Annotated in this window: 17 protein-coding genes; 15 read left to right on the forward strand and 2 right to left on the reverse strand. The window is 39.3% G+C overall.

The window, feature by feature from the left end; translation table 11 throughout:
- Window positions 1–43: 43 nt before the first annotated feature.
- The 14 genes from cobJ (at window position 44) to G602_RS0104750 (ending at window position 15,928) form a co-directional block, all read left to right on the forward strand.
- The gene (gene cobJ / locus G602_RS0104685; protein WP_026657915.1) at window positions 44–784 is read left to right on the forward strand and encodes a precorrin-3B C(17)-methyltransferase; all 741 of its coding nucleotides are present in this window, start codon (window positions 44–46) and stop codon (window positions 782–784) included.
- Window positions 774–2,837 (forward strand): precorrin-6A reductase, encoded by a 2,064-nt coding sequence (gene cobK, locus G602_RS0104690; protein WP_026657917.1) that lies wholly within the window; start codon window positions 774–776, stop codon window positions 2,835–2,837. The genes cobJ and cobK overlap by 11 nt, the downstream gene beginning before the upstream one ends.
- A gap of 48 nt (window positions 2,838–2,885) precedes the next feature.
- Complete coding sequence (locus G602_RS0104695) at window positions 2,886–4,259, forward strand: cobyrinate a,c-diamide synthase (protein ID WP_026657918.1); 1,374 nt, start codon at window positions 2,886–2,888, stop codon at window positions 4,257–4,259.
- Window positions 4,260–4,326: 67 nt separating this feature from the next.
- Entirely contained in the window at window positions 4,327–5,412 is a 1,086-nt protein-coding gene (gene cobT / locus G602_RS0104700) for a nicotinate-nucleotide--dimethylbenzimidazole phosphoribosyltransferase (RefSeq protein ID WP_026657919.1), read from the forward strand.
- The gene (locus G602_RS0104705) at window positions 5,412–5,954 is read left to right on the forward strand and encodes a bifunctional adenosylcobinamide kinase/adenosylcobinamide-phosphate guanylyltransferase (protein WP_026657920.1); all 543 of its coding nucleotides are present in this window, start codon (window positions 5,412–5,414) and stop codon (window positions 5,952–5,954) included. Before cobT ends, G602_RS0104705 begins: the two co-directional genes overlap by 1 nt.
- Window positions 5,941–6,723 carry an adenosylcobinamide-GDP ribazoletransferase gene (locus G602_RS0104710; RefSeq protein WP_026657921.1) on the forward strand — a complete coding sequence of 261 codons (783 nt, stop codon included), beginning with the start codon at window positions 5,941–5,943 and terminating at the stop codon, window positions 6,721–6,723. Before G602_RS0104705 ends, G602_RS0104710 begins: the two co-directional genes overlap by 14 nt.
- Window positions 6,724–6,729: 6 nt before the next feature.
- Window positions 6,730–7,713, forward strand: a complete 984-nt coding sequence (cbiB, locus tag G602_RS0104715; RefSeq protein ID WP_026657922.1) for an adenosylcobinamide-phosphate synthase CbiB — start codon at window positions 6,730–6,732, stop codon at window positions 7,711–7,713.
- Window positions 7,714–7,816: 103 nt separating this feature from the next.
- Window positions 7,817–8,899, forward strand: coding sequence for a pyridoxal phosphate-dependent aminotransferase (locus G602_RS25230; RefSeq protein WP_044931042.1), 1,083 nt, complete (start codon window positions 7,817–7,819; stop codon window positions 8,897–8,899).
- Between the two features lie 778 nt (window positions 8,900–9,677).
- Window positions 9,678–9,998: a hypothetical protein gene (locus G602_RS0104725; protein ID WP_026657924.1), complete on the forward strand. Its 321-nt coding sequence runs from the start codon at window positions 9,678–9,680 to the stop codon at window positions 9,996–9,998.
- A gap of 3 nt (window positions 9,999–10,001) precedes the next feature.
- Complete coding sequence (gene speD, locus G602_RS25235) at window positions 10,002–10,355, forward strand: adenosylmethionine decarboxylase (protein WP_044931044.1); 354 nt, start codon at window positions 10,002–10,004, stop codon at window positions 10,353–10,355.
- Window positions 10,356–10,361: 6 nt separating this feature from the next.
- The gene (locus tag G602_RS0104735; RefSeq protein WP_044931045.1) at window positions 10,362–11,441 is read left to right on the forward strand and encodes a DUF4178 domain-containing protein; all 1,080 of its coding nucleotides are present in this window, start codon (window positions 10,362–10,364) and stop codon (window positions 11,439–11,441) included.
- Between the two features lie 31 nt (window positions 11,442–11,472).
- Window positions 11,473–11,889 (forward strand): DUF350 domain-containing protein, encoded by a 417-nt coding sequence (locus G602_RS0104740; RefSeq protein WP_026657926.1) that lies wholly within the window; start codon window positions 11,473–11,475, stop codon window positions 11,887–11,889.
- 18 nt (window positions 11,890–11,907) lie between these two features.
- The gene (locus G602_RS0104745) at window positions 11,908–13,413 is read left to right on the forward strand and encodes a polyamine aminopropyltransferase (protein ID WP_026657927.1); all 1,506 of its coding nucleotides are present in this window, start codon (window positions 11,908–11,910) and stop codon (window positions 13,411–13,413) included.
- A gap of 151 nt (window positions 13,414–13,564) precedes the next feature.
- The gene (locus G602_RS0104750) at window positions 13,565–15,928 is read left to right on the forward strand and encodes an EAL domain-containing protein (RefSeq protein ID WP_026657928.1); all 2,364 of its coding nucleotides are present in this window, start codon (window positions 13,565–13,567) and stop codon (window positions 15,926–15,928) included.
- A 56-nt stretch (window positions 15,929–15,984) separates the two neighbouring features.
- Here G602_RS0104750 and G602_RS0104755 read toward each other — a convergent pair whose 3' ends face one another.
- Both G602_RS0104755 and G602_RS0104760 read right to left on the reverse strand, forming a co-directional pair.
- Window positions 15,985–17,337, reverse strand: a complete 1,353-nt coding sequence (locus tag G602_RS0104755) for an MATE family efflux transporter (RefSeq protein ID WP_026657929.1) — start codon at window positions 17,335–17,337, stop codon at window positions 15,985–15,987.
- Between the two features lie 16 nt (window positions 17,338–17,353).
- Window positions 17,354–18,733 (reverse strand): MATE family efflux transporter, encoded by a 1,380-nt coding sequence (locus G602_RS0104760; protein WP_026657930.1) that lies wholly within the window; start codon window positions 18,731–18,733, stop codon window positions 17,354–17,356.
- 583 nt (window positions 18,734–19,316) lie between these two features.
- Here G602_RS0104760 and G602_RS0104765 point away from each other — a divergent pair.
- On the forward strand, window positions 19,317–19,542 hold a 226-nt coding region (locus G602_RS0104765), incomplete at its 3' end, for a hypothetical protein (protein ID WP_026657932.1).

Raw genomic sequence — 19,542 nt, forward strand, 5'->3', positions numbered from 1 at the left:
GCAGAGCGTAGACAGGTGCCCTGAAGGGGCGGATGAGGGGAAAATGAATAACGGAAAAATATACATCATCGGCATAGGTCCCGGCAATCCGGAGAGTATGACCGGATCAGCCCACAAGGCCCTCGAAGAAAGTAAATATATTGCTGGCTACACGGTATACTGCGACCTCATACGTGACCACTTTGAAAACAAGGAGTACATCATAACCCCCATGACAGGCGAGGAAAAACGTGTAGCCCTTGCTTTTGAGAAAGCTGCTGAGGGTAATGTGGTCTCAATTATCTGTAGTGGAGATGCAGGTGTCTATGGAATGGCAGGTCTTGCATGCGCAAAGGCAGCTGAGTATAAGAATGTATCAGTCAAAGTCATCCCGGGTGTTACAGCAGCCTTGAGCGGAGCAGCACTTCTCGGGGCACCGCTTATACATGATTTTTGTGTGATAAGTTTAAGCGACCGCCTGACACCTATGGAAATTATTGAAAAGAGGTTAAGACTTGCAGCAGAGGCAGATATGCCAATTGTTTTATACAACCCTGAGAGTAAATCAAGAAGCGGATATCTGTCCCATGCATGCGAAATTCTCCTGGAGACGGCAGAGCCGGAGCGGGTTTGCGGTATCGCAAGAAACATAGGTCGTGAAGGCGAGGAATGTGAGATTACTACTTTGGAAAAATTAAGGAATATAAAAGCAGATATGTTTTCAACTGTTTTCATTGGTAATTCTTCGACAAGAGATATAGGCGGATTCATGGTAACAGCCAGAGGTTATAAGAGTGAACAATAAGGTTTTGATTTTTGGAGGCACAACTGAAGGACGAAGACTTGCCAAGGCTCTCGCCGGAGCAGGGATACCTCATGCTGTCAGCGTTGCTACTGAATATGGCGGCGAGATAGAGGAAAAGGATGGTGAGGAAAATCTGTACATAGGAAGGAAAAATGCTTCCGAAATGGCAAAGATAATTACTGATGGTAATTTTGATATGGTCGTAGATGCGACACATCCCTTTGCAACAGATGCATCGTCCGAGATTAGAGAAGCCTGTAGTATTGCTAATGCAGAGTATTTAAGGCTGTCCAGAGAAACTGAAAACAGTTCTGATTCTGAAGAGGATATTTCATTTGTATCAGATATTCATGAGGCAGCAAGCAAAATATCAGACCTCGGAGGAATAGTCCTTGCTCTGACAGGAAGTAAAGAATTAAAGGAATTAACTAACGGACTTCATAAAACTGAAAATATCTTTGTCAGAGTTTTGCCAAATGAAGAAAGCCTTCAAAAGTGCAGGGAAGCCGGACTTTCCGGGAAACAGATTATTGCTATGCAGGGACCTTTCTCAAAACAGATGAATAAAGCCCTTATCAGCGAGCTTCATGCAGATGTAATTCTTACCAAGGAGAGCGGAAGGGCAGGTGGATTTATAGAAAAAATCGAAGCAGCAAAAGAATGCGGTATTAAAACAGTAGTAATCAGAAATCCGGAAAAAGCTTCAGGCAAAAATGATGGTAAAACCATGGCTGAGATTATAAAGGAAATTGAGAGATTTTCCGGTATTTCAATAGATATCCATGGCATATATGAAAAAACTGAAGATAAGATTGAGAAAAGAGAAATTACATTAGCCGGAATGGGACCGGGAGACAAGTCGCTGTTTACCTGTGAATTTGAAAAGGCTTATAATAGCGCGGATATAATATTTGGGGCAGCATCGATTAATGATGCTTTTAAAGAGCTTACCGGTATAAAAACTCCTATCATAAATATGTATAAGGGAGAGGAAATACTTGACTATTTAAAAGAGCACTCTGGATACAAAAGACCCCTTGTAATATATTCCGGGGATATAAGCCTTTGCAGTGGTGCTCAAAAAGCTTCAAGGATATTTAAAGAAGATGGATTTATAGTCAACAAAATTCCCGGTATATCATCGGTGACACTTTTTGCAGAGAGACTTCATATCAATCTGGAGAATTGCGAAGTAATAAGTGCACATGGAAAAGAGGTAAACGTCATTGGACATGCACTTTGTAGTGAGAAACTGATGGTGCTTACTTCAGGCTATGAACATGCAATAGGAGTCGCGTCCCGAGTTCCCGGGTACATGAAAGTAGTGCTTGGCTATGAACTTGGAAGTGGGAAAGAAAAGATAATTGATATCAGTAAAAATAATATAGATAAGGATATAAATGGTAATGGATATGCAACTTTAGAATCAGGCAGTGAATTAAAGGGCAGGTGCATTTTATATATAGAGAATCCATTATTATCCGGAAGAACAGTTTATCCCTGCCTGCATGATGATGTTTTTATCAGGGGGAATGTCCCCATGACAAAAGAAGAAATACGTTCCTTTTCCATCAGAAAACTGGGGCTGACATGTTCTTCTGTTTTGTACGACATAGGTGCCGGAACCGGCTCTGTTTCTATCGAAGCTGCGCTTATTCATCCGGACATTAGGGTATATTCAATTGAAAAAAAGAAGGAAGCGATTGAACTTCTATATAAAAACCGTGAGAAATTTTGTGTTGAAAATATGGAGGTTATTGAGGGTACGGCACCTGAAGCACTGGACGGACTTAAGGTTCCTACACATGTTTTCATTGGTGGAAGCAGCGGCAATATGAGAGAGATAATCGAGAAGGTAAGGGAGCTTAATGATAAAGCCCGAATAGTTATTAATTGCCTTACACCTCAGACCTTATCTGAAGTTATGAATATAGTGGCAGGTCTTCATTATCGTGAACCTGAGATAACGCAGATAAGCGCCACAAGATTTAAAAAAGTCGGAAGCTATGATCTGCCGGATGCGCAGAATCCGGTATATATTGTTTCATTTTAGAGAAATACTTTTATTTGGAAAAGACCACTTATTCAAGGAGAACTTGTTTTGGACGATGATAAAAAAGTACCGGGAATTCTTATAGCTGCACCGGGAAGTGGGAGTGGTAAAACGCTTATTACCTGCGCACTGTTGCAAATACTGAAAAGACATGGGTATAAGCCTGCATCATTTAAATGTGGTCCCGACTATATAGACCCAATGTTTCATAAGCGTGTACTGGGGGTTCCTTCCAGAAACCTGGATGTATTTCTTTCAGGTGAAGAAGGAGTCAGGAAGTGCCTTGTGAATGGAACAGCCAGGGCAGACATCGCTGTTATCGAAGGCGTAATGGGACTTTTTGATGGAATAAGTGCTACGTCCTCTGCCGGATCTTCCTATGATATTTCCAATATAGCTGATATCCCGATAATACTTGTAGTCAATGCAAAGGGCATGAGTAAGTCAGTTATTCCGCTAATAATGGGCTTCGTGGATTATGCCAAGGGAAAAATCAAGGGCGTAATTCTCAACAACATATCACCTATGCTGGCTGAAAAACTAAAGGAAGATATTTATGAAGAAACGGGGCTCACAGTAATAGGACACCTTGCTTCAATTAAGGATGTTAACTTTGAAAGCCGTCACCTTGGACTTGTGATGCCGGGAGAGATGCCTGATGTTCTTGAAAAAATAGATAGAACAGCGGATGAGCTTGAAAAAAGCTTGGATCTTGAGAAATTACTGGAGATTGCAGGTAAAGCTCAGATAAGAAAACAAAAAGAAAATAATCCTGAAACCCGTATTGATAGCAAGGTCTCAGATGCAGTTCGTATAGGAATCGCCATGGACGAAGCCTTTTGTTTTTACTATGAAGATAATCTCGATTTTTTACGAAAACTTGGGGCAGAGCTGGTTCCCTTTTCGCCTATTAAAGGTGAGAGGATACCAAAGGTATCGGGGCTGATATTGGGTGGTGGTTACCCTGAGCTTCATATTAGTGAACTGTCTGAAAACAAATCCATGTTGGAAAGCATAAAAACTGCTGCAGAAGGGGAAATGCCGATTCTTGCGGAGTGTGGAGGCTTTCTTTACCTGCAGGATACAGTAAGTGATATGGATGGTAATAAGTATGGCATGGCCCACGTTTTTGACGGACACGCCTTCATGACAATAAAATTGCAGCATTTTGGATATGTAAATGTAACTGCAAAAAGCAGTAATCCCTACCTGAAAATAGGTGAAAATGTAAAAGGACATGAGTTCCATTATTATGACACAACAGATAACGGCGATGTGTGCGATATAAAAAAGCCTGTGGGCGACAGATGTTGGACAGGCTACAAGATAAAGGACAATGTATTTGGCGGCTTTGCCCATTTGTACTATCCGTCATGTCCTGAATTTATAAAGCGGTTTTTGGATTTAGCACAAAAAAAGTAAAATTTATAGATTTCCATTTTATGATGGAAAATATAAATTTGCAGAAGTGGATGGATACTATAAAAAAATGGACTTATCTACAAAAAGAGACATATATAAAATAGAAATACATAAGCCTGACGAGGCAGCATTTAACAGAGCAAAAAACAGATTTAATTCTATAGCAAAGCCATTGGACGGACTTGGCGATTTTGAGGAAATGATTTGCAAAATAGCCGGGATTCAGGGTGATGAAGATATTCAGATAAAAAAACGTGCTGCACTTATAATGTGTGCGGACAATGGAATTGTTGAAGAGGGGATATCTCAAAGCGGTAAGGAAATTACTTTAAATGTTGCCAGGGCTCTTGGATCCGGAATCAGCAGTGCATGTACACTTGGAAAAGCAGCAGGAGTAGATGTCATTCCAATAGACATTGGAATAGATTCCGATGAAGGAATCGAGGGAGTAAGAAATTTTAAAATAGCACAGGGTACAAGGAATTTTCTAAAAGAGCCTGCAATGTCTGAAACACAAGTCTGCAAGGCGATTGAAACATCGATAGAACTTGTAAAAGAGCTCTCAGAGCAGGGATATTCTGTTCTTGTTACAGGAGAGATGGGAATAGGAAATACAACTACCTCAACTGCGGTTCTTGCAGCAGCTCTAAATATAGACAGCGATGAGATAACTGGAAGGGGAGCAGGCATAGACGATAAAGGGCTGTCCAGAAAAAAGGAAGTAATCAGAAAAGCTTTAGGGCTATATATATTTAATGATATTGAAGATGAAAGGGAAAGAGCTTTTCATATATTACAATGTGTCGGAGGTCTTGATATTGCAGGGCTTGTTGGCGTTGTAATAGGCGGAGCATTATATAATATGCCTGTTGTTCTGGACGGCCTTATAAGCGTTGCCGCGGCGGTGATTGCTCAAATGCTTACTCCCGGAGTAAGAGACTACATGATAGCTTCGCATGCCGGAAGAGAAAAAGGAATTTTTCAGGCACTTAAGTTTCTTGATCTTAAACCATTCATAAACGGTAATATGGCTCTAGGTGAGGGTACCGGAGGAATAATGCTCTTTCCATTAATAGATGCGGTTTACAATTTTTATAAAAATGCCGCAAGATTTAATGATTACAATATGGATGAATATAAGAGGTATTCCTGATGATCATATTGATAATTGGAACTCCTGACAGTGGCAAGTCAAAAAAAGCTGAGGACCTGATAACAGAGCTATCAGAAGGCGATGACAAAGTCTATGTAGCTACGATGATTCCTTTCGGGAAAGAAGGCGAGGAACGAATAGCCCGCCACAGAAGAATGAGGGAAGGAAAAAACTTTACAACCATCGAATGTCCTGTGGCAGTGGACAAGCTTACTGATAGTATTGATGAAATTGAGAAAAAGAGCATCCTTCTTGAGTGCATGTCGAATCTTGTAGGAAACGAAATGCATGCAGATGGAGCCGAAGATAATACACTGGAGCAGCTAACCGAAAAAATCGTAACTGAGGTCATGCATCTTGGAGAAAAGTGCAGGAATCTTGTAGTTGTATCAAACAGCTTTCCGGAAGATGAACCTGAATATGATGACGATACAAGACGTTATGTAAAGCTGTTAAATGAAGTAAATATTTTATTAAAAGAAAAATCTGATCAGGTATATGAGCTGATCAAAGGAGAGTGGATAGTTAGTGAGAATTATTAAAAGCATAATCGTTGCTTTTTCATTATATTCCAGAATTCCCATGCCTGTTTTTACCTGGCAGGAGAAGGATATGAAGCATGCCATAAGCGCACTGCCACTGATAGGAGCAGTGATTGGAGGTTTATCTTATGCTGTATTTTTATTTGGGATTTCATTTGAGCTTCCGATATTTAGCCTTTCACTTATTCTTTCGGCATTACCGCTTATTGTGACCGGAGGATTCCATGTGGACGGCTTTATGGATGTTCAGGATGCGAAGAATTCCTATCAGGACAAAAATAAAAAGCTTGAGATAATGAAGGATCCTCATATTGGGGCATTTGCTGTGATAAGTGTAGTTGTGCTTGGAATGATATGGCTGGCTTTTATATACTCGTTATTATCTAATGCTATTGAAAAAGGAAACAATAATTACCTCTTTATTTATATGACATCCTTTTTCCTGGTGAGAGCTATGTGCGGACTTACAAGTGTGTATTTTGATAAGGCAAAAAAAGATGGAATGTTAAATGCGGAAACCGGCAGCACAGGTAGTATTGACAAAGCTGTTCTTACGATAGAGTTGATAGCCGGAATTGCGCTAAGCATATATTTTAATCTTATAGGCGGAGCTGTATGCACATTAGGATTATTGCTTTTTACCATATATTATAAATACATGTGTGACAGCGCATTCGGAGGAGTTACAGGTGACACGGCCGGTTACTATGTGTGCGCCGGTGAAACACTTATAGTTGTATGCCTGGCTATTCTTAATTTACTGATCTGAGGTTTTATGAAATATCATCTTATTGCTTTTGTCTTAGGCTTTCTAATGGACCAAATAATTGGTGACCCCATGAATTTTCCACATCCCATAAGACTTATCGGAAATATGATTCACCTGCTTGATAAAAAACTATTGGGAAAAACTGAGGGCAAAAAGCGGAATGAAAAAAATGAATTTATAAAGGGAATTATCCTATGTATAGCAGTGCTTTTGGTAACGGTGTCAGTTATCGGCTGTGTAATGTTTGCGGCATATAAGCTGCACCTTTATGCAGGCATAGCTGTAGAAGCAATTCTTACCTGCTACATACTGGCGGCTAAGAGTCTTCGTGATGAGAGTATGAAGGTCTACGATGCGCTTCAGAATAAGACTCTGGAGGATGCCAGGTACGCAGTGTCTATGATAGTTGGGCGTGACACGGCTGTTCTTGATGAGACAGGTGTTACCAAAGCAGCTGTGGAGACTGTTGCTGAAAATACTTCAGACGGAGTGATTGCACCTTTAATTTATACATTTATTGGCGGTCCTGTTCTTGGATTTGCTTACAAGGCAGTAAATACCATGGATTCTATGGTGGGGTATCATAATGAAAGATATGAGCACTTTGGAACCGCAGCTGCAAAGCTTGATGATGTTGTGAACTTTCTGCCTGCAAGAATAAGCGCTATACTGATGATTCTTGCTGCGTTTATCTGCGGCTCTGACTATAGCGGGACAGGTGCCTATAAGATTTTTATAAGAGACAGATTCAATCACAAGAGTCCTAATTCCGCTCAGACTGAGGCTGCCTGCGCCGGAGCGCTTTCTATCAGACTTGCGGGAGATGCCAGCTATTTTGGCAAAATTGTAAAAAAGCCCTTTATAGGGGATGACATCAGACCGGTTGAAAAGAAGGACATCAAACGCTCCTGCAGACTTATGTTTATGACTGAGTATCTGTGCATGATTCTTCTTTTGGTGTTGGGGATATTCATGATTTTATATTTGTGACAAATGAGAGAGTCTTTATCGGTTAATATTACTGATGCATTGGACAAGTGGATATCTATAAATAAAAAAATATGAATTATAGATAAATGGTTGAGGATTACATATGCTACATGGTGGAGAAATATACGGACAAAAAATAGAATATGACTTTTCGGTTAACCTCAATCCCGTCCCATGTCCCGAGCAGGTGTTAAGGAGTATTAGTGATGCTACAAAGAAGATATCCTTATATCCTGATATCGAACAGACTAAGTTTAGAGAAGCAGTAGCTCTATCAGAATGTGATGGCAATAAAATAAATAACATTAAAGGCTTCAATAAAAAAGGTGACAACATAAAAGCTTCCAACATCATTGGTGGGAACGGGGCTTCGGAGCTTCTGGTAGCGGTGCTGCGTTATTTGAATCCCAAAACAGTGCTTATGCCGGTTCCTTCATTTTATGGCTACAGACATTCACTAAACATGATTTCCGATTGCAGAATAATAGAATTTTGTCTTGAGGAAAGAAATCAATTTGTTTTGAATGAGAAATTTATAGAGGCAATCACCGATAATTTAGATGCCGTAATTCTTGCTAATCCCAACAATCCAACAGGCAGATGTATTGATGAAAAACTGCTCCATGCAATTATAAAAAGGTGCGTAACAACCGGTACTTCTTTGATAATTGATGAGTGCTTTCTTAAATTGTCTACAGGAGTAAGCGCAAAAAAATACATAGGTGTAATGCCGGGGCTTTTTATAATTAGTGCTTATACCAAGCTGTTTTCTATTCCCGGAGTACGTGTGGGTTATGCTATGGCAGATGCTGAAGACATTGAAGGGATTAAGCATTATTTGCCTGAATGGAATCTTTCAGTCTTTGCTGAACAGGCAGGAATAGCCTGCGCCAATGCTTTGATGGACGGATCATATGTCTCTGATTCTTTGGTGTTAATCCAAAAGGGCAGAGAGCAGCTTAGCGAAGGATTGATATCCCATGGGATAAAGGCATTTCCGTCTGACACTAATTTTGTGCTGATTCATACAGAGCGTAACCTCTTTGAACAATTGTTAAAGCAAAAAATATTAATTCGTGATTGCAGCAACTTTATAGGTCTGGCGGAAGGATATTATCGTATTGCTGTAAAGGATACTTTAAGTAACGAGGTGCTTTTAAAGAGCTTAGATTCATATATATTATAAGTAGCTTGTTCGCGTCTATAGTTTTTGCCTCCATATAATTATCCCCGCGCTTCAACCAAATTTTTTATTTTCGTTTGTCTTGACGTAACCGACATTTAAAGGTTAAACCAACTAATCCATTATTGTGCTTTTAGACTGACACATTTTTGCTTGCGGAAATTATGCTTCCTGTATGAGTTAAGTCTGCTCTCGAATAATTTTGAATATAGACGTAAGCCCAAATATGTCCTTATTCCAGTATTTGAATTTTGCTGAATATTGACGTAAATGTATAGTAGGGGGAAATTCTAAAAATCTATGCATTTACGTCAAATTTCCCAAATATTATCTCATTGGTATACCGCCCTTATTTTATGGTAGACCATTATTTATTTTTTTGTCTTCATTGACTGAATTCCCTCAGCTAGAAGGAATATACATCTACGATGAGTTACGTCTATTAGCGAGTAAATCAGCAAATGGGAATAACCGCTGTTTTATGGTTAAACCAATTCACTGGGAGAGGTGTTTCTGACGTAACTGCTTCTTAAAAGGATAGGAAAACTTATTCTTGAGAAAATCCAGTATCCTATATAGTTCTGTTTTTAGATAAAAACCATAACTGGGCTGTATTTAATTGACGATACCCTTCTGTTTATGGCAAGATATTGTTTGCTGTAAAAAGTAAGAATTAGTTGCAATATTTTTGCGCTTATGGATGTATATATAGTATATTTGGGCGATATTATCGTTTTTTTAATGAATAAAAAGTTTTGAGGAATCAGGGAATATTTCAAACATGGAACAAAAAAGAATAGAAGGCCTCTGGGATTGTGTGTTTTGTGAAACAAAAATGATCAGAGCAAGATACGAAGCGTGTCCCAATTGTGGGAAACCCCGTGGAATAGATACGCTTTTTTATCTTCCTGATGATATTATGGCAGCTACACTGACCGGGGAAGAGACAAAGAAGACAACAAACGAACCGGACTGGCTCTGCGAATATTGTGACCACTACAACAGGTCTGATGAACCTGTATGCATAAAATGCGGAGCACCAAGAGACAGAGGTGGAGAGACCTACGGTACTATACATCACCTCACAGGAAAGGAGTTTTAACAAATGGCTAAGCAGCTCGTGGCAGATCTTTATGGCTGCGGTGCGATCATTGATGATCCAGGGAAAATACAGGAGGCAGCGCATACGGCAATTAATTATGTGGGCGCTGAGATAGTGGAGGAATGTATCCATGAATTTGAGCCTATAGGTGTCACATATTTTGCTGTAATAACTACTTCACATTTCTCAGTTCATACATGGCCTGAATTTGGCTATGCAGCCATAGATATCTTTTCATGTTCAGATACTGTGGTTGATGGAATAGCTGAGAAATTAAAGGAGCTTTTTGGAGCAGAACAGATAAAAACTAAAGTAATTGAAAGGGATATTAGCGCAGGAGATAAGTCTGCGTCTTAAGATGAGATGAACATTCAGGTTGGATCGATACTTATGATAAGTAATCTCGAAGCCCGTGTCATAGGATGGATAGAGTACAAGAATATAAATGACGGTGGCAAGAGATGGAGAGAATACAGATTAAAAACAAAATTCGGAGAACGATGGCTTTCGATAGATGATGTCTATAAGGAATATTCACTTTCATGGCCGGATAATAGCGTTCGAGGTCGTATAGGACCTGAATGGCATCAGGTTGATAAAGGACGTCAGGTTGTAACGGCCTGTGGCGGAGACGTCGATGTAGAGGGTGGTGATGCAGCTGATTTTGTAGAGTTTGAGGATGCATCGGAGGATAATATACTTTCAGTTGAGACCTGGGATGATGGAACAGAGTTTTCCAAGGGCGTATATCTGGATTTGGAGGATATACGGGTTGTCGGATATGAGAAGCCAAAAGCAACTGTTCCTTCAGGTCTAAAAGGTTCGTTATTATCAATCGGTTTTACAATACTGATAATAGTGCTTGGGCTACTTTCAGAATTACCGGCTCCTGCTAAAAAAATCAGTAAGTATTTACAGTCCGGTAATTATTATGAATACGTAACCTCGATAACCGGTAACGAAAAGCAAAAGGCAAATGTTTACAGATATAAGCTAAGGGATGCAACCACAGATGTTGTGGCAAAGGATATTATTAACGGAATAGAAGGTAATACGGAATCTGTCACACAGGAAAATGATGAGAGTGATGGTACAGTTGCTATTGTAACCAAAAGGGAATATTGTCTCATTTACCATCCTGAAAATGAACATGATACGGTATACGTTCAGATTTCTAAACGTTTATACAACTATACTTCAGACAATGCACCCTACAGAAGCTCCAGCGCAACGACAAACTGGTATAGAAGACATTATTATAGTTCAAGCTTCACTAAGGATAGTTCATCCTATAAGAGGACAGCTTCACCGTATTCCATGTATAAAGGGGATACAATTCATAATATAGGAAACGGATACTTTGACAGTTATTCGAATTCTATAAGGCAGAGCAGTATCAGGGCCAGAAAATCATCGGAAGGCGGCCTTGGCGGCGGAAAGTAAATAGAAAATATTTATTGGAGGATTTAGAAATATGGTAGCACTTGAGACTTTGGTTTATCTTGCGGTAGGACTTACGGTTATGATGATAGGATACTTCATCATAGATCTTTTGATTCCTGTCGATTTTCCTAAAGAAATTCAGGAGGGTAATAAAGCTGTAGGCTGGGTATCAGCCGGTATATATGCAGGACTTGGATTTATCATTCGTTCAGCAATTATTTCAATTACTGTTTCAGAAGCTCAGGAACTTCTTGAGGGTGTCATCAGCACGGCTATGTTTGCGGGAATTGGTGTTGTGGCGTTTTTGATCGGATATTTTGTAGTAGATATCATAAACAGAAAATTCAATTTTGGCGTTGAGCTTGGTAAGAAAAATGAAGCAGCCGGTATAATGATATTTGGTATTTTCTTAGGTGTTGCTTTTATTGTCAGCGGTGTAATCCAGTAAATTGGGAAGGCGTTTTTAATGAGCAGTAAGTATAGACTTCTTATGCTGACCACCCTGATAATATCCGGATGTTCAATGTGCTATGAGCTTATTATCAGTGCAGTTAGTTCATATCTGTTGGGGAACAGTACGCTTCAGTACTCGGTGACAATTGGTCTTTACATGGCTTCACTTGGTCTGGGATCGTATATTTCCAAATATTTTTCAAAAAATCTTTTTAATATCTTTGTGACAATAGAACTAGGTATAGGTGTTATAGGCGGGATAAGCTCGCTGGGACTATTCCTTGCCAATATATATATTTCAAATTATGCACTTGTTATGTATCTGGAGATTATAATTATTGGTGCTTTTGCGGGTGCTGAGATACCAATTATGACCAGAATTATTGAGCAGGATGAAAATAACCTGAAGGTTACACTTTCTTCAATTTTCAGTTTTGACTATATTGGCGGTCTTATAGGATCGATAGCGTTTCCTTTGATACTTCTGCCAAAGCTTGGATACTTTGCCACATCCTTTCTCTGCGGATTTTTGAATATTCTGGCAGCCATTCTAATAATGTGGAAATTCGGAGAGAGAGTAGATAAGATAAATGTCTTTCGCTCGGCGGCAATTGTTCTTGCAGCTTTCATGCTTATAGGTATGGTGATGGCTGACAATATATCTGAATCAATAGAGGGCGGTCTTTACAGAGATCATGTTGTTCTTATAGAGCAGACACAGTATCAGAAGATTGTAATGACTAAGCACAGGGATGATGTAAGATTATACATTGACGGTAACTGTCAGTTTTCCACAGCTGATGAATACCGCTATCATGAAGGGCTTGTGCATATTCCCATGAATGAAACCAGGGTAAGGGAAAATATACTGATTCTTGGTGGCGGTGACGGTCTTGCTGTGAGGGAAGTTTTGAAGTATCCGGAGGTTAAGCGAATAGATTTAGTTGATCTGGATTCTGAGATGACACGTATTTGCAGCACTAATAAAGAGATTACAGCTATAAATGAGAACAGTCTTTCGTCAGACAAGCTGAATATCTATAATATGGATGCTTATGAGTATCTTGAGACCTGTAAGGATAAGTATGATGTTATAATTGTCGATCTTCCTGATCCAAATACAGAGGTTCTGAATAAGCTGTATTCAAACATCTTTTACAGGATGTGCAAGGGATGCCTTACAGATACCGGGATAATGGTGGTACAGTCTACCAGCCCTTATTATGCAACCAAGGCGTTCTGGTGCATCAACAAGACAATAGAGAGTGAAGGGCTTAATGTGAAGGCCTATCATATACAGGTTCCTGCTTTTGGAGACTGGGGATTTAACATGGCAAGTAAAAATGAATTGTCGGAGAACATATCATTTGATGTTGATACCAGATTCCTCACAACAGATAACGTTATGGCCTTTTTCAAATTTGGTAAAGACGAAGTTGATAAAAACGTAGATATAAATCATCTTACAAAACCGGTTTTGATGGAATATTATAATAAAGCTGAGGAGATGTGGAACTAAATGGTTTCGCATCTCTTTTTATATTTTGATTGAATTTGTTTATAAAACTCTTAGAATTAGTAGTTCCTTTTTTAATAGTTATTTGAAGAATATGGATTTATAATATAAAAAGAGTATTTATGTGATAGCTTTTTTCTGAAGGTGATAACTTATGGTACTATACCTGACCGGCAGTTTCATACCTTATCAGGAGCTGGGCTCTTATGAAAAAATGGAGCCTTTAAATACTTATGGCTTTTTGGACGATCTTAAGAAGGAATGGCCGGAGGCTGCAAAAATTCTTTATGTTCCCGCAAGTCCTGATTACAAGAAGGAAAATGAGCATCAGCTAAAGAGAATTCTTGATGCATTCGAATTTAAAAATCTTCCTGTTAAAGAAACAAAAATACTTAATGAAAAAATGTCTGTCACCAGAATGGTGAAGTGGTCGAATGTCATTTATCTTGCAGGTGGGCATGCACCTACGCAGCTTGCTTTTATGAAGCGAATAGGGCTAAAAAAAGCTCTTGAAGGCTATAATGGAGTTGTAATAGGCTTAAGCTCGGGTTCTATAAATGCTGCTTATTATGTATACCATATGCCTGAACGCGAGGGAGAGGCTGTGGATCCAAATTTTGTTAGGTTTTCCGATGGTCTTGATCTTACAAATATTCAGATAATTCCCCATAGGGATTATGTAAAGGATCTGACTATAGAGGGCTTGGAATTTATTGACGACATCGTGGTTCCGGATAGCTTTGGATGCAGGTTTTATCTTATCTCGGATGAGAGCTATTTCAAGGTAAAAAATAATAAGACGATTTTTAAAGGAAAGGGTGAAGTAATAGAAGACGGTGTTATCACCCCTATTAAACCGGGGCCGATAGTGCCTTACATGAGTTATGTGGAACAGCCTGTCATAAAATCCTTGATTTCAGATGGTTATGATATGGTTTTTGCCGTAGAAAAGCATGATGAGCGGTGTGAAATATACTTTTTACATGACAGGCTAAAGGACATATTTGCTCAAAGCCGGCTGGATTATAAAGATATTTGTTTAAGAATTTCTAACAGGGTTGTACCTGAAGAAAGGGAATCCTTTTTCGAGAATGTCAATATCGCAAATATTAGTAAAGAAATGGCAGAAAGAGGCGACTACGTAAGAACAATCCATGTGGAGACGGAAGATGGTCGCCGTGCAAAGAATCTAAGAGTTAAGGATGTTCCCGGATATCCCGACTGGTTTATGATCACTTATCTGGATATTACTTCAATTCTTGATCATGACTGGATGACTGATGAATATGCAAGAACAGGTTTCCTTGACAGGGCTAAGCTCTTTTTATCTGAGCTTACAGAGGATGATCATTATTCGCTTGTTTATGCAAATGTAAAAGGTTTTAAGGCTGTTAATGAGTTGTTTGGTAATAATAAAGGCGATATGGTTATTCATCAGACGAGAGATGTGCTGAGAAAACACCTCCAGCCCATGATTATGGGGCGCCTTGAGAGTGATCATTTTGCACTTATTACAGCTGATGAAAATCTGATAGACAGGAATCTCAAGGCTATGTGCCGTCAGGTATTCAGAACAGAGTCCATGGAATATAGTTATGAAATACATTGCGGTATTTTCCAGATTACCAATCCGAAGGTTGGGATATCTCAGATAGTTGCAGGTGCCAAGCTGGCTGAAAAAAGTATCAGAACAAGTAAAAGAAATCTGCTTTATGCTTATTATGATTACTCCCTAAAGGAGAATTATGTTAAGCAAAGGTTCCTTTTATCTGATTTTATAAGAGCCTTGTCCGATAATGAATTTGAACCATATTATCAGCCTATTGTTGATGCTAAGACCGGAGAGATTGTAAGTGCTGAAATGCTTATCAGATGGCGCCATCGAGATTTGGGAATGGTGTCACCGGCTGATTTCATTCCGGTAATAGAAGAGGAAGGCAAAACATCAATTCTTGATAAATTCATGATGGAGCGTGGTGTAGAGTTTATAACAAAATGCATTGCTGAAAGGAAGAAAGCTGTACCATGCGCAATTAATCTATCCAGAGTTGATTTTTACGATTTTGCATTTATAGAGAGCATTTTTGATACCATTAAGGCTAAGAAGATAGATCCTTCATTGATAAGATTTGAGGTAACTGAGTCTGCATATGCTGATCTTGAAACAAAGGCTCTAGATTATCTTAGTAAGATGAAGGCGCAGGGCATTCAGATTCTTCTCGATGATTATGGAAGCGGTATGAGTTCATTATCTATGCTTGAAACCTTTGATTTTGATATTATCAAGCTGGATATTGGATTTATAAGAAAAATTGGAATTAATAAGAAATCAGAATCAATTATAGTATCAACTATCAAGCTTGCGCATGCTATTGGTGCCAAGGTAACTGCTGAAGGTGTCGAAACATTAAAGCAGCTTAAATTCCTTCAGGCAGCGGATTGTGACTATATTCAGGGATATTTCTTCTTTAAGCCTTTACCGGAGGTTTCGTTCCTGAATCTGCTTGATTCTCTGTAAAACAGTTTTATCATACGATTTTTCAAATTTATGAATATAAAAAAGCAAGGGATGATCTAGTAATCATCCCTTGTTATATTTCGTAACCATTTTCTGCTCTTGTAATGACTGATAACCCAGGGCCATTTTACAAACTCGTCTGTGCAAAGCAGGAAATATACCCACATGGGCGGAAGCTTTAGGAGAGCTGCTGCAATAAAGCCAAGAGGTACAGCGTAGCACCACATATCGATGGTGTCACAAATAGCGCCCCATCGGCTGTCACCTCCGGCCCGGAATACACCTGCAATAAGTGTAGTGTTAACCGCAGCGCCCATTACATAATAGGTATTTATAAAAAGCATAATTTTCAGATAGTGCTTTCCCATGGCTGACAGATTAGCAAAACTAAGGAACACAGGCATGAGACAGAAGATTATAAGTCCGCCTATGGCTCCGAATAATACAGTCATCTTCATAAGTACCTTTGAGGCCTCATCCGCATCATCAAGTCTGTTCTCACCAATTATCTGCCCAAGAAGGATTCCGCCCGCACTGGCAACACCAAAGCACAGGATTGTTCCGAAATTCCTTGCAAGAGATGTAAAGGAATATGCGGCAACTACATCAGTTCCCAGGAACTGTCCGATTATAACTGAATACATTGAAAAAGCAAGTCCCCATGAGACGTCATTTAGCATAGCCGGTAGAGCCATCTTCAGGAAGTCCTTAAGGAGCAGGTCATTACGGATGAACATATAGGAGAGCTTAAGCTTTGCATTATTACTTTTTACAGAAACAATGATGCATAGAATAAGCTCAACTACTCTGGAAATGGAGGTTGCAAGAGCAACACCCGCTGCACCGAGCTTTGGAGCGCCAAACAGACCAAAAATAAATACAGCATTAAGCAGTATGTTCAGTGAAAATGCAATAGTATTTAATACTGTTGAAATGGTTACACGGCCGATACTTCTCAAGGTTGCCAGATATATCTCAATTATTCCCCAACAAATATATGCTACGCTGATATTTCTGAGATAGGATGCACCGATTGTAATAAGCTCAGGATCGGGAGTAAATACACGCATCATCTGTCTTGGGAAAATAAAAGCGGCTCCTGCGAAAATAATTGCGGCTAAAAGTGAAAACCTAAGTGCAATGCCTTCGACAACATCGATGGCGCGCATGTCCCCCTTGCCGTAATATTGTGAACATAGCATGGTTACACCGGTACCAAGACCGTAGAAGACCATAAAAAGCACACTTGCATATTGAGCAGCAAGTGAAACCGCTGAGATGTGACTTTGCCCGACATAGTTGAGCATTACCACATCAGCGGAGTTAACTGCTACGCTTAGAAGATTCTGAAGAACAATCGGAATAGTTAATGTAAGTATCTGTGAATGATAGCTTTTTTTACGATTCATTTGCTTCACCTGAATGTTATTTTGAAATAGACTTAGTTTTCCATTTTCCGACTTTATACATTAAAAAGGTTATAAATGCTCCGATGGTCCAGGTTACAAGCATGGAGAGCTGCATCATGTAACAGTTCCCCTGTGGTAATTCCGGACTTTTTGTAAGATATACAAATATGTAAGCCATAGGAACTCGCATAAGTATTGATGAAAACATGGAAATCCACATGGGAGTCATCGTATCGCCGGCACCTCGCATAATTCCTGATAAACACTGTGTAACTTCCATGGCGATATATCCAATTATCAATATACACATCATATTATAGCTCATGTCAATGAGGGCCTCAGTACTTGTGAAAATACCCATTATAAATTTTCCAAAGATGAGTATCATTACGGAAAGAACAGCGGAAATACCCATTGCTGCCAGGGTTCCGTTTTTGGCACCTTTGCTTACTCTGTCAAGCTTTCCGGCACCGATGTTCTGACCGGCAAAGGTTGTCATCGCTGAACCAAAGGAAAATGCCGGAAGCATTACGAAACCGTCTACGCGCATTACAATTACGTTTGCTGCTATATAGAGCTCGCCAAAAGTATTTGTCAGATTCTGAACAACAATCATTGACATTGAAAAGATAGCCTGCGTTACACCTGAAGGGAGTCCCAGCTTTATAAGAGTGTTGACATAGTACTTTTCAGGTAACAGGTATTCCTTCTTGAAATCAAATACGGAATTCATCTTAGTGAGTTTCCATAATGACAGGAAAGCAGATATAAACTGAGCAATAACGGTCGCAAGAGCAACACCTACTACACCCATTCTGAAGTAAGCTACAAATGCCAGATCCAGAACAATATTAATAACTGTCGCAACCAGCAGATATATAAGTGCAGAAACAGAATCACCAAGACCTCTGAGGATACCACTCATAATATTGTAGTATCCGCCTCCTGCTATACCTATGAAAATAATCCAAAGATAGCTGGTAGCCCAGTCGATGATACTTTCGGGTGTTCCAAGCAATTCAAGAATAGGTCTGGTAATGAGTGGCCCGACTACCATAATAAATAATGAAGCTATACCTGTGAGAGTGATACTGGTTCCTATTGATTTGGAAAGTTCTTCTCTTTTCCTGGCTCCGAAATATTGTGAAATCATGATGGAAGCACCAACTGCCACACCCATAAAAAGAACCAGCATAAGGTTGATCAGAGGAGCAGCGCTTCCTACAGCTGCCAGAGCGTTATCACCTACAAAACGGCCGACAATGATACTGTCGACAGTACTATAAAGCTGCTGTGCAATATTACCGAGAAGCATAGGGATAGTAAATTTTATTATCTGCTTAACAGGAGTACCCTCGGTCATATCCACAGGAGCAAACAGACTTTTAATATTCATATTCCCTCCGGATATTTTTAATTATCGTTGTATCTGATATGGATACATTTTGAATAAAATAAAGAAGCTATCTCAGAAAAATGATTAACAGAGATTAAGCATAAAAATGTTGTGTACAATTAATAATATTACCATAAATTAATTTATATATGAACAATATTATTAAAATATTTTTTCAGGCAATAAAATAGTGGTGATTACCTTGACTTTTTATTTGCCCGTAGGTAAACTAATTTGCAGAGCGTTGAAGATGTGGGGCATGCCCCGGGATGTTCTGTTTTCCAACACAGAGAAACTGGTCAGCGGCTGAGAGCCAGTTTGGTAAAGGCAGTTCGGAAATTTCGCATTGGAGCTAAAACTAAAGATAATGAGTGTCTGCTATATTTTATATGGCAGGAATCAGGGTGGTACCGCGGATTATATTCGTCCCTTACATCTGGCAACAGGTGTAAGGGACTTATCATTTTAGGAGCTTCCTGTATGATATAAACAGGGGTTGACCTAAAAAGAATACCTCAAGTAAAGTTGGATTGTTACTGACCTGGCAGTTGGTAATAATCCAAGAATACGAGAGGTATCTAACATGAATGCTAAGGCAAAGAACAACAAAAATCAAGTAAGCAACAACTTTTCGGTGATAAATACTTTATCTGCCGAAGAAAGACAAACCAGAGTGGATGATCTCTTAAATACATTGCAGGCTAAGACCTGGCATGATCTGGAGACATCAGGAAAGTTTGATAAGAATGCCAAGCTATCATTTATATCAGATGACATGCTTATAGTTGGATGCGATATAGGCAGTGAAA

The organism is Butyrivibrio sp. AC2005, from assembly GCF_000424145.1.
In the GTDB taxonomy this organism is placed as follows: domain Bacteria; phylum Bacillota; class Clostridia; order Lachnospirales; family Lachnospiraceae; genus Butyrivibrio.

What these genes read in the sequence shown, in the direction of transcription:
- cobJ (WP_026657915.1), top strand. Translation starts at nt 44, where the DNA reads ATGAATAACGGAAAAATATACATCATCGGCATAGGTCCCGGCAATCCG.
- cobT (WP_026657919.1), top strand. Translation starts at nt 4,327, where the DNA reads ATGGACTTATCTACAAAAAGAGACATATATAAAATAGAAATACATAAG.
- G602_RS0104705 (WP_026657920.1), top strand. Translation starts at nt 5,412, where the DNA reads ATGATCATATTGATAATTGGAACTCCTGACAGTGGCAAGTCAAAAAAA.
- cbiB (WP_026657922.1), top strand. Translation starts at nt 6,730, where the DNA reads ATGAAATATCATCTTATTGCTTTTGTCTTAGGCTTTCTAATGGACCAA.
- G602_RS25230 (WP_044931042.1), top strand. Translation starts at nt 7,817, where the DNA reads ATGCTACATGGTGGAGAAATATACGGACAAAAAATAGAATATGACTTT.
- G602_RS0104725 (WP_026657924.1), top strand. Translation starts at nt 9,678, where the DNA reads ATGGAACAAAAAAGAATAGAAGGCCTCTGGGATTGTGTGTTTTGTGAA.
- speD (WP_044931044.1), top strand. Translation starts at nt 10,002, where the DNA reads ATGGCTAAGCAGCTCGTGGCAGATCTTTATGGCTGCGGTGCGATCATT.
- G602_RS0104735 (WP_044931045.1), top strand. Translation starts at nt 10,362, where the DNA reads ATGAACATTCAGGTTGGATCGATACTTATGATAAGTAATCTCGAAGCC.
- G602_RS0104740 (WP_026657926.1), top strand. Translation starts at nt 11,473, where the DNA reads ATGGTAGCACTTGAGACTTTGGTTTATCTTGCGGTAGGACTTACGGTT.
- G602_RS0104745 (WP_026657927.1), top strand. Translation starts at nt 11,908, where the DNA reads ATGAGCAGTAAGTATAGACTTCTTATGCTGACCACCCTGATAATATCC.
- G602_RS0104750 (WP_026657928.1), top strand. Translation starts at nt 13,565, where the DNA reads ATGGTACTATACCTGACCGGCAGTTTCATACCTTATCAGGAGCTGGGC.
- G602_RS0104755 (WP_026657929.1), bottom strand. Translation starts at nt 17,337, where the DNA reads ATGAATCGTAAAAAAAGCTATCATTCACAGATACTTACATTAACTATT.
- G602_RS0104760 (WP_026657930.1), bottom strand. Translation starts at nt 18,733, where the DNA reads ATGAATATTAAAAGTCTGTTTGCTCCTGTGGATATGACCGAGGGTACT.